This window comes from Myxococcus xanthus (genome assembly GCF_006402735.1).
Taxonomy (GTDB): domain Bacteria; phylum Myxococcota; class Myxococcia; order Myxococcales; family Myxococcaceae; genus Myxococcus; species Myxococcus xanthus_A.
Map to the genome: position 1 here is coordinate 9,016,413 of NZ_CP017174.1, position 13,993 is coordinate 9,030,405.

Sequence of the window (13,993 nt, forward strand, 5' to 3'; positions counted from 1 at the left end):
CAGACATGCACGTCGGCCGTCAGGCCCGTGCGTCTTGCTCCGGCATCCGGAACGACAGACAGTAATAAAACGGCGCCACCTGCTCCTCGGTGACGTCGAACGCTCCCGGAGGCAGCAGCTCCCGGGGGCAGCGTGGCTCCCACGAGTAGAACGTCATCGCGCGGAACGCGGCGCGCTGGAACAGCGAGGGCCGGAAGGCCGGGTCCATCTGCTCGTCCACGACCACCAGCGGCGTGCTCGGCTTCGCCACGCGCGCCATCTCCGCCAAAGCCCGCTCGGGTGCCCGGTAGCCGCCAATGCCGCCCACGTGAAACACCCGGTCGAACGACGCATCCGGGAACGGCAGCGCGTGCGCATCCGCCATCATCAGCCGCACGCCCGCATAACCTCCAGACCGCAGCCGCCGCTTGCAGTGCTTGAGCATGCCCCCGCTCAGGTCCACGCCCCACACGTCCACGTCGAGCCCCGGCGGCAAGCCATCACGCAGGAGCGGCAGGTTCGCCCCCGAGCCCACGCCCACCTCCAGCACCCGCACCGGGCTGCCGTCCTCGTGCGGCGTCAGCGCGCCGAGCTCCACACGGCGCATGTACCCCGCGCGCATCCGCGCTTCCGAAACGGATTGAAACAGCGGCGTCAGCAGCGTCGTCAGCGGGTCATGCAGCACCGGGAGCCCATCGTAGATGACGCGCATCAGCCGGTCCGTACCGCGCACCGCGTCCTCGCGATACAGCCGCGCCATGCCCCGCGCCACGCTCCACGCCTCGCCGCATCCACCGCAGCGCAGCCACCCGTCGCGGATGCAGCCATCCGCCTCGAGCCCGTGGAACACCAGCGCCCCACCACAGGCCGGGCACGACAGCAACGCCACGTCCCGGACACTCACACCGTTCATGAACGCGCGTGCGCCTCCGCGCGGGCCTGCTCATCCCGCATGCCCAGCCGGGTGAACGACTCCACCGCGCGCTGCTGATGGACACACCGCGCCGGGTCCTCCGATGGCAAGTGCCTGGCCAGCGCCAGCCGCGCGTGGGCCTCCTCGAAGGATTGTCCCTTTCTCGATGCGACAGCGATACACCGTCGCCACGCCTCGAAGGCCCGCGTGGCGTCGCCATCCAGCCAGGCCTCCCGCCCACGCCACAAGCGCGCCGCGGCCTCTCCAAAGGGGAACACCTTGGCGAAGACCTCCGCCTCCCGGCGCGCCGCCTTGGCGCTCGCCACCAGCGAGGCATCCGTGCCCCGCTCCCACAGCGTCAGGAGCACCTCCGCCACCGACATCACGCCGAAGTAGACGAAGTGCGCCACTGGCTTGCCGGACGACATTCTCGCCAGCGCCTGCTCCGCCGCGGCCCGTGCCCCTTCCGCGTCACCTTCACGCAGCCGCAACAGCGCCAGCGTCCCCTCCACGATGATGCGGTCCGTCTGCCCGCCCTGCGCCTCCGTCCACGCCAGCGTCTGGGCCAGCGCGGCGCGAGCCTTCGCGTAGTCGCCCAGCCGCAAATGGATGTGCGCCTGGTAGTGCAACGCCCAGTGCTCCGTCTGGAGCGCCCCGCGCCGCCGCGCCGAGTGCTCCAGCCAGGCCATCAGCGGCAGTCCTCGCGCGAACTTCCCCTGGTAGCACGACACCACCGTCAGCAGCGCGCGGCACTCCTCCGCCAATCGCACGTCGCCCACCGAGTCGACGATGCCAATGGCCCGCTCCAGCCACGCCTCGGCCTCCGCCCACCGCGCCACGTACGCGCCATACACGGCGTTGCGGCACAGCACGAAGGCCAGGTCCGCGGGGTTGCCCACGCGCTCGGCCACCTCCAACGCGCGGCGGGACCACGTCTCCGCCACCGACCGGATGGGCAGCGTGCCCGCCACCACCGCCATGCTCGTGTAGCCCCGCGCCAGCTCCGGCGACGCGCCCGCCGGCTCGCACAGGTTCAACGCGCGAAGGCCGGACCAGAGGACGGGCAGCGCCTGGTGCGCATAGATGAACGCATCGAGCAGCCGCATCAACAGCCGACCCGCCACGCGCCGCACCCGCCGCCGCTCCTCCGTCTCCTCGTCGTAGTCCTCCGGCCGGGAGCTCTGCGCCAACCGCAGCAGGCCCTGCCCAAGCGTCCCCAGCGCCCAGCCCATGCGGCTGGATGGCACGGGCCAGCCGAAGTGCCGCAGCGCACGCTCCGCATGCTCACGGAAGGACTGGAGCTCCCCCAACTGGAAGCGCGTCTCCGCCAGGAGTGCCTCCAGGTGCCCCAACGTCATGGCGTCGCCGCCCACTTCGGTCACCCGCGTCAGCGCCCGGGTGAGGAAAGGCAGTGCTTCGCGGCAGGCGCCCACGCGAAGGGCATCCTCGCCCGCGCGCTGCGCATAGCGAGCCTCACGCAGCGCGTCCCCGGCCATGCCCCAGTGGTAGGTGAGCGCCGCCGTCCACTCCGCCCGCTGCCCATGCGCCGCCTCCATCGCCAGCGCGGCGCGCCGGTGCAGCGCGGGCCGCGCATCCACGGGCAAATCATCCAGCACCCCTTCGCGCAGCTTGTCGTGCGCGAAGCGCCAGCGCCCATCCGCCACGTCCAGCACCGCCGCCGCCGCGCAGTCCGTCAGCCAGTGCTCCACGTCCACATCCGGCGCGGCCTGTTGGAGCAGCGGCACATCCACCTGCCGCCCGACGATGGCGGCCACCTGCAGCAGCTCCCGCGAAGGAACCGGCACCTTCTCCAGCCGCCGCTGCACCAGCCTGCGCACGCCACCAGCGAAGACTCGCTCCGGCAGTGCCATGTCGCCAAGCCGGTCCAGCCCTCCCGCCTCCTCCGCCAGCGCCCGCACCACCTCCACGAGGAAGAAGGGATTGCCCTCCGTCTCGCGCAGCAGCAGGTCCACCAGGTGGGGCCGGGCTCCGGGTGCCCCCATCATGGACTCACTGAGGATGGAGACCTCCTGAGCGTCCAGCCGCGGCAGCCGCAGCAGCGGCAGGCCCGGCAGCGCCGCGGGAAGCGAAGGCGCCTCATCGTCACGGAAGCTGCCGATGAGCAACAGGCGCAGCGCCAACGCCCGGGTGGCGAGCCGAGAGAGCAGATGCAGCGACTCATCGCCCGCCCAGTGCAGGTCCTCCAGCACCACCACCACGGGCTGGGTCAGCCGCGCGAACACGTCCTCCACCACCTGGAGCAGCCGCGCCTGCACCACGTCCGCGCCCACTTCGGCGGGGTCCGCGACGGGGTGCCCCAACAACGCCTCGATGTCCGGCACCAGCGGCTTGAGGATGCTGGCCTCGCGCTCGCTCAGCGTGGTGAGGATGGCCAGCCAGCGCAGCACCGGGCGCCATTCCTGGTACGGACTGCCGCCCGCCGCCACGCCCTGGCCCCGCAGCACCACCGCGCCCTTCACCAGCGCCAGCGCACGCAGCTCCTCCAGGAGCCGCGACTTGCCCACGCCGCTCTCCCCACCCACCAGCCACGCGCCGCCGCGGCCCACCATCGCCGACTCCAGCACGGTGGACAGCCGCGCCTGCTCCGCCACCCGGCCCACGTAGCGCGCGGCCTGGAGGAAGCTCTCGCGCGTGGCGGCGGACTCGGGCGGCACCGGCTCACCGGTGGCGGCGCAGAGCTCGGCAATCACCGCGTCCGCGCTGCGGGGCCGCAGCTTCGGGTCCGGTGACACCAGCCGCTCCAGCACGGCCTTCAGCTCGGGCGGGAAGTCCGGCGGCGAGGGCACCTGTCCGGCATGCGGCAGCCGGCCGAACATCATCTGGCTGGCCATGGCGCCCACGCTGAAGAGGTCCGTCACCTCCGAGGGCGGCTGCTCCTCGAACAGCTCCGGCGCGAGGTAGCCCGGCGTGCCGCCCGGCTGCGCGTGGTGGACGTGCTCGCGACCCACCGCCAGGCCGAAGTCCAACACCTTCACCTGCCCGTGGGCCACCAGCACGTTGGCGGGCTTGAGGTCGCGGTGGATGATGCCGCGCCGGTGCAGGTACGCGAGCGCCATCAGCGTCTGCACCAGCAGCCCCACCTGCACACGCAACGGCTGCCCCGTGCCCGCCTGCACCAGGTGCCGAGCGTCCTCCAGCAGGTCCATGGCCAGATAGGGCCGGTGCTCGGCGTCGAAGCCGTAGTCCAGCACGCTGATGACATGCGGATGGCGCAGCGAGGCGAGCGTCTGGAACTCGTGCGCCAGCGACAGCGCCAGCTCATGCCGGGCGATGGAAGACGGCGTGTACTCGCCCTCGGGCAGCCGAGGCAGCCGCGCCAGGTCCTCCAGCGTCTGGTGCAGCCGCTTCACCGCGACGGGGCCCGCCAGCAGGTCCTGCGCGCGCCACACCGTGCCCGCACCGCCCCGGCCCAGGAAGTCGAGGATGCGGTAGCGCCCGCCCACGACCTCGCCTTCCGCGTGGCGACGCGTCGCATCCTCCGGCCGGTGCCGGGTTTCATGAGGAAATTGCCGCATCAGAGGGGGGCCGCCCGCCCCCGATGATAACGGGAACCCCTGGTGGCGGTAGGACTGATTCCAGACGCACCGTAATCCCCGGCTCACCGGGCAAATAAGGCGAGCCTGGGCGGCAGGTCAGCCACTACCCAGGCGCGGGCTCAGCCCCCGCCGAAGACACTGGCCAGGCTGCGCCCCCCCTGCACGGCGCCGTAGATGATGACGATGAAGTAGGTGAGCGACCCCACCGTCATCCCATGCCCCATGAGGATGAAGTAGCCGTCGCGCTGCAGGATGCCGATGGCGAAGAAGAGCGCGGCCAGCGCGGGCAACGTGTTGCTGAAGGGAATCAGGCCGAACGGCATCATCAGCAGCACGCCCGCGAAGAAGAGCATGAAGCCGTTGAAGCGGTTCGTGCTGGAGCCGTGCGTGAGCGCCAGCAGCCGCGGCTTGCTCATCTTGTCCACGTACTTGGTGAAGACGTCCGCGCCCTTGTCCAACGCCGGGGCCAGGTTGGTGCGCAGCAGCGGCTTGTCCAGCAGCTTCCGGGGCAGCCAGGGCGTCCGGTTGAACGTCACGCCCACGCCGATGAGGACGATGAGCAGGCCGAACACCGTGGACACGCCCGGAATCGACACGGGCAGCAGGAAGGGGAAGGTCAGGATGCAGCAGAAGAGCAGCAGGCCTTGCTCACCACACGCCTGCATCAGCTCCCGCACCGTCAGGGATTCGGGCAACCGCGCGGACAGCGCGCGGAGGGTGGCGGAGAGCTGGGCCTGGGTGTCCGAGAAACCCGTGGACGAAGAGGGGGTGGGCGAAGGCGTCGACATTTCAGGCCGTCACTACCACGCCCTCCCCGTCAATGCTCAGCTCCAAGCGATGTCGTACACCGCTTCCTCGCCCTCCCTCCGGACAATCTGGACCGAGGGGTGTTTGGCCCCGCTGGCCTCCAGCCCCGCCAGGAAGAGCCCCACGTAGAAGCCCGCCACCACCACGGGCCGGCAGGTCAGCTCATACCGGGTGGGCCCCAGCTGCTCCATGTGCGTCTCCAGATAGTTGGTGCCCGTGCGCAGGTTGCGCGTCATCCGCGCCAGCATGCGCTGCGGCCCCAGGAGCCGCACGGTGCCTAGCAGCGCGTTGCCGATGAGCGTGGAGCTGAAGCCCTCCACGAAGCGCCGCCCCACCACCGCGGCGGCCTCGTCCAACGGCGCCTCCGGTGCCAGCGTGGCCGCCGCGACCTTCAGCGCGGCCACCCAGATTTTCAAGGGATAGGCCAGGGCCAGTGAGCCCCGGGCGTCGAGGCCCACCTCGCGCAGCCGGCCTACACACGCGTCATCCAGGTCATCGCCCAGGGCGCGAAGCAGTCCCTGGAAGCTCTGCTGGAATACAAGGGGTTCGGGATTTTCCAAGGCGCGGCAATGTATCGCCTGGATGACAGCGCCTCAACCCGGTGGGTGACTGTCTATCGATGGTTATTCAACACCCGGCTTGGGGCGCGGCGTGTGCCTCATTCGACACGGAGCGCCACGCCGCGCTGGGCTCTCGCGACGCAGTGTGATGAAGAGCCGACGGCCCGCGTCATCCCGTAGGCTTGCTCGACACGCCGCCCGTCTTCGCTGGAGTCCGCCATCATGAACACGCCCCCTCGTCACCTCTTCGTCGCTGGCGCCACGGGTGCCACGGGCCGCACGCTGATGCGACAGGCGCTGTCGCGCGGCGCGCCGCCGGTCCTCGCGCACGTCCGGCCGAAGAGTGCGGACAGCGATTTGGTACGCCCGTGGCCCCACAAGGCCGTGGTGGAGCTGTCCGACGGTGAGACGCTGGTGGAGATGATGCGCGGCTGCACCACGGTGCTCCAGTTGATTGGCACCATGCGCAAGCGCTTCGGGTCGGGCGACACCTACGAGACGAGCGACATTGGCACCACGAGGCAGCTCGTGGAGGCGGCGAAGCGCGCGGGTGTGGACCACCTGGTGCTGCTCAGCTCCGTGGGCGCGGGCCGGCCGGTGGGCGCGTACCTCAAGGCCAAGGCGGAGGCGGAGCGGCTGGTGCGCGACAGCGGCATCCCGTGGACCGTGGTGCGCCCGCCCGCCTTCGAGGGCGAGTACCACCACATCAACCCCGTGCTGCGAGCCCTCACCCGCCTGCCGCCATTGCGGAACATGCGGCCCATCCACCTGGAGCAGCTCGCCGCCGTGCTGCTGCGTGTCTCCGAGCAGCGCGCGCCGCTGAACCAGGTACTGGAGGGCGACACGCTCTGGGCCGAAGTCGCTGCCGCGGGCGCCTGAGCCGTCCTCCGGCGCAGGGCCTGTGGAGTACGTGTTTCAGCGCAGCGAGTCCCAGTGGCACATGGGGTTGGAGCCGCCGGTGAGCACGCGCCAGCCATGCATGATGACCCACAGTTGCCGGTACTGGGAGGGGTCCTGGTTGGACCACCAGAACGGTGACGCGTTGGGGCGCTTGTTCAGCTCGTGGAACGGGCGGTACAGCACCTGCGTCAACGACCGACTCAGGCAAAGCAGGAACAGCCAAACATTTGCATCCGGCGTCATTTCTCGATGCAAACGTTGATTGCTGAGGGCAGCGCGGCGAAAGGAGTACCACCAGGATCAACTGCGGACGAATGACCCGCTACTACTTGCTGGAAGAGGACAGCGCCGCGACGGCCCGCCACACCGGGGACTTCAACGCGACACACCGGTGGAAGCTGCCAGGACTCCTGGCCTGCCCTGGCTGTGGCGCAACGTGGGCGAGCGTCGGCCACTACTACCCCGCTGACTGGAGGGCATTCGCTTCCGCGAACTTCCGTTGCGATGAGCATGGAGTCCAGCGGGAAGGCCCTTGAAGCGAGCTCCGGCGACCGGCTGGCACAATGCCTTGCTCCTCGCTCCCCGCACCGGCAAGGTCATGCGCCGAGCCCGGGCGCCGTGCCGGGTGCGCCAGTCCCCCTTCACGGCCAGGAGGACACTCGGTGATGGTGAAGGCCGTGTCACACAAGTGGGAGTTCAAGGCGCGCTTTCGCCGTCACGCCTTTGGCTGGAAGTCGCAGCCGGCCATCACCCGAATCAAGCAGGCGGTGACGGAAATCAAGCAGGCCGCCAAGAAGTCCCCCGTGCTCGCGGCGGAAGGCGCGGTCCTCTTCATCGAGCGCGTGTCCCCCGCGCTGGCGCACGTCGATGGCTCATCGGGTGCCATTGGCGCGGCCGTCAACCATGCCATCGACGCGCTCGTGCCCCTCATCGCGAGCGCGCCCGTGGATGCGGTGACCCGCGACGCGTGGCTGGAGCGGCTCTGGGAGGCCTACCAGGCCGACGACATCCCCTACATCGAATCGCTCGGCAACCACTGGGGCGCGCTGTGCGCGGCGCCAGACGTCGCCTCGGCCTGGGCCGACAACCTCATCGGCACGGTGCGGCTGTCCTGGTCGCCTTCGCCCGACCTGCGCGGCTTCTTCAAGGGCACCACGAATTGTCTGAGCGCGCTCGTCGCCGCCGGGCGCTACGACGAGGTGCTCGCGCTGCTGGAGCTGGCGCCGTACAAGATGTGGCATGACCGCCAGTACGGAGTGAAGGCGCTCGCGGCGCAGGGCCGGACGGAGGAGGCCCTCCGCTACGCCGAGGCGGAGCGCGGGCTGAACGACGCCCCCTTCGCCGTGGCGCGCGCTTGCGAGGCCCTGCTGCTCGCCGCGGGGCGCGCCGAAGAGGCGTACCAGCGCTATGGCCTCCTCGCGAACCAAGGAGGCACCTACCTGGCGACCTTTCGCGCCGTCGCCAAAAAGTATCCTCACAAGGCCGCGGGCGAGGTGCTCGCGGACCTCGTGAGCAGCACACCGGGGGACGAGGGCAAGTGGTTCGCGGCCGCCAAGGACGCGGGCCTCTACGACGAGGCGCTCGGCCTCGCGCGCCAGACGCCTTGCGACCCGAAGACGCTGACGCGCGCGGCCCACGCCTTCGCGAAGACGCAGCCCACCTTCGCCCTGGAAGCGGGCCTGCTCGCGCTCCATTGGCTCGTGCAGGGCTATGGCTACGAGGTCACGCGTCTCGATGTGTACGACGCGTACCAGGCGACGCTCGCGGCGGCGGAGCGGCTGGGCGACACCGCTGGCGCGAGTGCCCGCATCCGGGCACTGCTCGCGGCGGGAGGACCGGGGCAGGACTTCGTGGCGAAGGCGCTCGCCAGGGAGCTGGCTTCGTAGAGGCCCTGGACACCATGCAACGACGCCCCCGATACCGAGGACGTGCCGTGCGCGGGGAGCGCGCCTCGACGCTCGTGGAGGCCCTGGCCGCGCTCTCCACGGAGGAGCTGCGGACCTTCGTGAGCGATGCGCTCGACCGACTCGATGAGGGGCCCCGCGCGGACCTCGAAGACCTGCTGCTCCAGCGTGCTGCCCGGAGCGCCTCTGGATGGAAGCCAGCGGCGCCACCTTCAACCTTCGTCGAGGAGGCCACGGCGTTCGTGGCCGCCGCGCGCCGCGCTGGAAAGGCGGAGCCCTCCGCCGCCGACCATCACCTCCGGCAAGCGCTCACGGCCTCACTCGCGGGTGACTACCACGCTGCCCGCGTGGTGTTCGCGGCGCTGCTCGAACCCATTCGCAACGGAGACATTTATCTCGGGCAGGATGAGCTGGCCGATGAGGTGCTCTCCGCGAATCTCCACGAATGCAATCGTCAGTTCGTGACCGCCGTGTACGTGACGACTCCGCTCGCTGAACGTGCCGACGCGGTGCTTCAGGCGCTCGACGCGGCCCAAGGGCTCTCCTTCGTGGATGACCCACTCGACGAAGTCGCGGCCTCGCTGGGCGGAAACCCTCCGGAGCTCGCCGACTTTCTTCCCCTCTGGATCGCGCGCCTCGAGCGCGACGCCAGACCTGGCAGGGAATGGGAGTCCCCTCGCGAGCGCTGGCTGCGCGCGGCGGTTGTCCGGCGAGAGGGGCCCTCGGGCCTGGCGCGTCTGGCCCGGGCGACGCGACAGCCCTCGATGGCACACGCCTGGTGCGACGCGCTCGTCGCCGCTGGCGACTGGGCACAGGCGCTGCGCGCCTTCGAGGAATGCGCCGCGCTCGTCCGAGACAGCGCATCCCGTGGCGACTTCCTGGATGGAGCCGCGCTGTGCGCGCAGCGGCTCGGCACGACGGACCTCATCGACAAGCTGGAGGCGGCCTGGCTCGGCGCACCGTCGCTCCCGCGGCTCTTGCGCTGGCTGGTCTCCGGTGCCGCCTCGGCGGCGACCATTCGCGACCTAGCGGCGAGGGCGCTCGGGAAGCCGACGACGAAAGTACCCAGCCTCATCGGACTGCTCCACCTGCTCACCGGTGAACTGAACGACGCCGCGAGGCTTCTCTCTGAGGCGCCAGGGCTGGGCTGGTCACAGGACGAGCATCCCGGTCACGTGCTCTTTCCCGCGTTCGCCTGGTTGCTCGGAGACGCGCGTCCCGGCTCGGCCCATGAAGCGCTGTCGTCGGTGCTACCTGTCCCCACGCCGTCCCCCCCAGAGCTCCCCACCCCGACGCTGCGCGACCTGCTTCAGCGCGCAGGGGTCATGAGCGGATGCTCGGAAGCGGACCGCCGGACGCTGCTCGAGGCGATGAAGGCCGCCGCCACGCGAAGGACCGAAGACATCCTCCGTGAGAAGCGGCACGGTCATTATCGCCAGGCGGCGATACTCGTGGCGTGCTGCGTGGAACTCGAGGCCGACCCCGTGACGACAGCCGCGCTGCCCGCGTGGGCCGAAGCCCTGCGCACGCGCACCTCACGGTTTCCGGCATTCCAGAGAGAACTGAACGAAGGGTTCGGCAAGGCCCTACGGCTACCGTCCACGAACTGAAGCATTGAAGGGGGCCACCTGGGGTCAGGGCCGCTGCTAACGGCGTCCACAAGGCGACAAGCGGGGGCGCGGGCAATAGGCGTCCGGTCAACGACTCTTTCAGACGCTGGGATGTGCCCAGGGCGCCCCCATCACGACCACTTCACAGAGTCCCTGACGTTCTCGCAAAATTACTCAACGCCTTTCGGCATCACGGCGAGCGGGACCGCGCATCATCGGCGACGCCAAGGTGGACGGACTGTGCTCAACGCCTTTCGGCATCACGGCGAGCGGGACATGCGCGCCGTCGCCGCCTTGCCCAACTCCTCCATCTCGGGTGCTCAACGCCTTTCGGCATCACGGTGAGCGGGACCTCATCGCGCCACCATCAACGCCACGACAGGGTAGTGCTCAACGCCTTTCGGCATCACGGCGAGCGGAACCAGCACCACCGTGGCCTCGAAGAAGCCCTTGGTGAAGTGCTCAACGCCTTTCGGCATCACGGCGAGCGGGACCTCTGCCAGCGCCTGGAGCAGGCGAACAGCGGCAAGTGCTCAAAGCCTTTCGGCATCACGGCGAGCGGGACGTAGCAGTCCTCCCAGTTGGTGACGAGCTTGTCATAGTGCTCAACGCCTTTCGGCATCACGGTGAGCGGGACTGAAGAAGGGCCAGCGCATCACCGAACATCAGGCCGATGTGTGCTCAACGCCTTTCGGCATCACGGCGAGCGGGACGATGACCCAGGCTGCTCTCGCAGACATCGCCCGTGGTGTGTGCTCAACGCCATTCGGCATCACGGCGAGCGGGACGTCGGTGTGCTGGCGCTGTATCACGGCGGCACCCTGAACTTGTGCTCAACGCCTTTCGGCATCACGGCGAGCGGGACGATGGACTCCACGAGTCCGGCCGGCGCGTTGAAGGGGTGCTCAACGCCTTTCGGCATCACGGCGAGCGGGACGGGGCCATGTTGGCGCCACTGCGGCTGCAGCAGGGGTGCTCAACGCCTTTCGGCATCACGGCGAGCGGGACGGGCACTGGCTTGACGCGCTCGCGCTGGAGGTCCGGTGCTCAACGCCTTTCGGCATCACGGCGAGCGGGACAACGCGGAACCATCAGAATGCCGCAGGTGCCTGAGAAGTGCTCAACGCCTTTCGGCATCACGGCGAGTGGGACTGACCTCCAAGTGGTGTGCGGAAGCGTATGAACGGTGCTCAACGCCTTTCGGCATCACGGCGAGCGGGACAGATGCACTCAAGCCACATGAAGCGGCGTATGACTTGTGCTCAACGCCTTTCGGCATCACGGCGAGCGGGACAGATGCACTCAAGCCACATGAAGCGGCGTATGACTTGTGCTCAACGCCTTTCGGCATCACGGCGAGCGGGACCCAAGAGGTGACGCTGCGCCAGGGGCTCCTGGGGTGCTCAACGCCTTTCGGCATCACGGCGAGCGGGACGCGCGGCGTCGGCGTCGGCAAGTTCGCCGTCGAGCAGATGTGCTCAACGCCTTTCGGCATCACGGCGAGCGGGACGTGGCCTCCGGTGTCCCCTGATTCTCTTCGGCGTGCTCAACGCCTTTCGGCATCACGGCGAGCGGGACCCATCATCCGCAACAGCATTTCCCAAAGGAGCGAGCAGTGCTCAACGCCTTTCGGCATCACGGCGAGCGGGACCCCCTGGATGCCCGCCCCGAGGTACGGCAGGAAGTGCTCAACGCCTTTCGGCATCACGGCGAGCGGGACCCGCAAGGTGCCCCAGCGCCTGCGCAAGCTGCTCGTCAAGTGCTCAACGCCTTTCGGCATCACGGCGAGCGGGACCCCGAGCTGTACCTGCGGGACCGCGAAGGGGCCACGTGCTCAACGCCTTTCGGCATCACGGCGAGCGGGACAGGTGGTGCAGGGCGACCAACGCGGCTGGAAGTGGGTGTGCTCAACGCCTTTCGGCATCACGGCGAGCGGGACGGAAAGCTGCTGCCCACTACCCCGATGCTCAACTGTGCTCAACGCCTTTCGGCATCACGGCGAGCGGGACCTTGAAGATGTTCAGGATGGGCACGTCAACGAGGAGTGCTCAACGCCTTTCGGCATCACGGCGAGCGGGACAGGCGGATTCACTCGCCGCTGGACGCGCGCAGACAGTGCTCAACGCCTTTCGGCATCACGGCGAGCGGGACACGTCACGCACTGACACACTTCCGAATGCGGGTGCTCGTGCTCAACGCCTTTCGGCATCACGGCGAGCGGGACGGCCCGCGCCTTTCATCGAGAAGGCCATGGCTGGGAGTGCTCAACGCCTTTCGGCATCACGGCGAGCGGGACACGTCCTGCATGCCGTCCTGAAGCACTGGGGCGCCGTGCTCAACGCCTTTCGGCATCACGGCGAGCGGGACAGGGCGCGGCGTTGCTGTCGTACCGCGCGCTCGTGTGCTCAACGCCTTTCGGCATCACGGCGAGCGGGACTCTCGCCCGTCTTCCCCTCGGCCAGGGACTCCAGGTGCTCAACGCCTTTCGGCATCACGGCGAGCGGGACCCCCTACGCGCTCTTGATGGAGGCGCTGGACATCAAGTGCTCAACGCCTTTCGGCATCACGGCGAGCGGGACGAAGCACATCCGCCGCGCCGCCGAAGAGGTTCGAGACGTGCTCAACGCCTTTCGGCATCACGGCGAGCGGGACGATGCTCCCTGCGCTACGTGAGCGCCGGCCCCGAGGTGCTCAACGCCTTTCGGCATCACGGCGAGCGGGACCTTGACCCGGAGGGTGTTGAATTCGGAGTGCTAGAGTGCTCAACGCCTTTCGGCATCACGGCGAGCGGGACCTGGTGGCTCAGGTGCGGGCTGAGGTGGCTGGGAGTGCTCAACGCCTTTCGGCATCACGGCGAGCGGGACTCCTGTGCGTTGCGTTGCTGTTCAGCTAGTCGCGGGGTGCTCAACGCCTTTCGGCATCACGGCGAGCGGGACAACCTCCCGGAGGTTGCGTCCGCCCGCGAGCGCATGTGCTCAACGCCTTTCGGCATCACGGCGAGCGGGACGCCTGGACGCGCGCGGTGTCATACATCCACCGTGTGCTCAACGCCTTTCGGCATCACGGCGAGCGGGACGGTCGTAGACTTGGCCGATTGAACAGTCCTGTCCCGTGCTCAACGCCTTTCGGCATCACGGCGAGCGGGACCTGGCACCTCTGCCGCTGCGCGGTGGACCTGCGAAAGTGCTCAACGCCTTTCGGCATCACGGCGAGCGGGACAGCCCGCCTGAATTTCCCAGCAATTCCGGCACCTTACAAGCCCCCTTTCAAGCATCTCCCCCTCCTTCCCCCAGGTTGGCTGTCCCAGGCCCTACCCAGAATCGCCAACTCCATGAAACCACTCGGCTTTTCATCGATCATGCACCTATTCACCTGTCAAAGAGCCCCAACCCCATGAAACCACAAAGAAATCCGCCGTTTTCGCCGTCGCGGGCCTCCGCCACGGCGAGGTGCTTGATTGTCGCCTACTTCACAGCACCTTGAACGGTGCGGGCTCCTCCGGCCAGTCCTCCTTCGCGTTGATGGTGCGCACGCGCTCCACGCACCCGCCGCACAGCCCAATCACCAACAACGTATCCACGGCATCCATCCGCCGCGACAACTCCCAGCGCAGCTTCTCCCGGTCCCGGTCCGTCAGCGAGCAGCGGAACACGGAGAGCTGCAACCACTCCCCATAGCCCTTGAGCAGGGCATGCACCTTCCGCCACCGCCGCGGGTCACGGATGTCATAGGTAATCAAATACCAACGCCTCGGCTCGGCCAT

The 13,993-nt window shown here is 68.9% G+C and carries 10 protein-coding genes and 1 CRISPR repeat array; of the genes, 4 read left to right on the forward strand and 6 right to left on the reverse strand.

Features of this window, described 5'->3' with window-relative positions:
• Window positions 1-19: 19 nt before the first annotated feature.
• From BHS09_RS37230 to BHS09_RS37245, 4 genes are read right to left on the reverse strand one after another with little or no spacing between them, the layout of a single operon-like run.
• Window positions 20-892, reverse strand: coding sequence for a methyltransferase domain-containing protein (locus BHS09_RS37230; protein ID WP_140796087.1), 873 nt, complete (start codon window positions 890-892; stop codon window positions 20-22).
• Window positions 889-4,515 (reverse strand): serine/threonine-protein kinase, encoded by a 3,627-nt coding sequence (locus tag BHS09_RS37235; protein ID WP_140800441.1) that lies wholly within the window; start codon window positions 4,513-4,515, stop codon window positions 889-891. Before BHS09_RS37235 ends, BHS09_RS37230 begins: the two co-directional genes overlap by 4 nt.
• Window positions 4,516-4,568: 53 nt before the next feature.
• Window positions 4,569-5,237: an exopolysaccharide biosynthesis protein gene (locus tag BHS09_RS37240; RefSeq protein ID WP_140796089.1), complete on the reverse strand. Its 669-nt coding sequence runs from the start codon at window positions 5,235-5,237 to the stop codon at window positions 4,569-4,571.
• A gap of 36 nt (window positions 5,238-5,273) precedes the next feature.
• Window positions 5,274-5,816 carry a DUF2378 family protein gene (locus BHS09_RS37245; RefSeq protein ID WP_140800442.1) on the reverse strand — a complete coding sequence of 181 codons (543 nt, stop codon included), beginning with the start codon at window positions 5,814-5,816 and terminating at the stop codon, window positions 5,274-5,276.
• 222 nt (window positions 5,817-6,038) lie between these two features.
• On the opposite strand from BHS09_RS37245, the gene BHS09_RS37250 reads away from it, so the two are divergent.
• Window positions 6,039-6,695, forward strand: coding sequence for an SDR family oxidoreductase (locus BHS09_RS37250; RefSeq protein ID WP_140800443.1), 657 nt, complete (start codon window positions 6,039-6,041; stop codon window positions 6,693-6,695).
• Between the two features lie 36 nt (window positions 6,696-6,731).
• Here BHS09_RS37250 and BHS09_RS38705 read toward each other — a convergent pair whose 3' ends face one another.
• The gene (locus tag BHS09_RS38705) at window positions 6,732-6,908 is read right to left on the reverse strand and encodes a hypothetical protein (RefSeq protein WP_161604948.1); all 177 of its coding nucleotides are present in this window, start codon (window positions 6,906-6,908) and stop codon (window positions 6,732-6,734) included.
• A 122-nt stretch (window positions 6,909-7,030) separates the two neighbouring features.
• Here BHS09_RS38705 and BHS09_RS37255 point away from each other — a divergent pair, with 122 nt between their 5' ends.
• The 3 genes from BHS09_RS37255 (at window position 7,031) to BHS09_RS37265 (ending at window position 10,230) form a co-directional block, all read left to right on the forward strand.
• Window positions 7,031-7,252, forward strand: a complete 222-nt coding sequence (locus BHS09_RS37255; protein WP_140796092.1) for a double-CXXCG motif protein — start codon at window positions 7,031-7,033, stop codon at window positions 7,250-7,252.
• A gap of 129 nt (window positions 7,253-7,381) precedes the next feature.
• Complete coding sequence (locus tag BHS09_RS37260; protein WP_140800855.1) at window positions 7,382-8,602, forward strand: hypothetical protein; 1,221 nt, start codon at window positions 7,382-7,384, stop codon at window positions 8,600-8,602.
• Window positions 8,603-8,616: 14 nt separating this feature from the next.
• Complete coding sequence (locus BHS09_RS37265; protein WP_140800444.1) at window positions 8,617-10,230, forward strand: hypothetical protein; 1,614 nt, start codon at window positions 8,617-8,619, stop codon at window positions 10,228-10,230.
• A gap of 170 nt (window positions 10,231-10,400) precedes the next feature.
• Window positions 10,401-13,449: direct repeats of the CRISPR family, unit length 36 nt; unit sequence GTGCTCAACGCCTTTCGGCATCACGGCGAGCGGGAC.
• Window positions 13,450-13,699: 250 nt separating this feature from the next.
• On the opposite strand, the gene cas2 is transcribed toward BHS09_RS37265, so the two are convergent.
• Window positions 13,700-13,993 (reverse strand): CRISPR-associated endonuclease Cas2, encoded by a 294-nt coding sequence (cas2, locus tag BHS09_RS37270; protein ID WP_140800445.1) that lies wholly within the window; start codon window positions 13,991-13,993, stop codon window positions 13,700-13,702.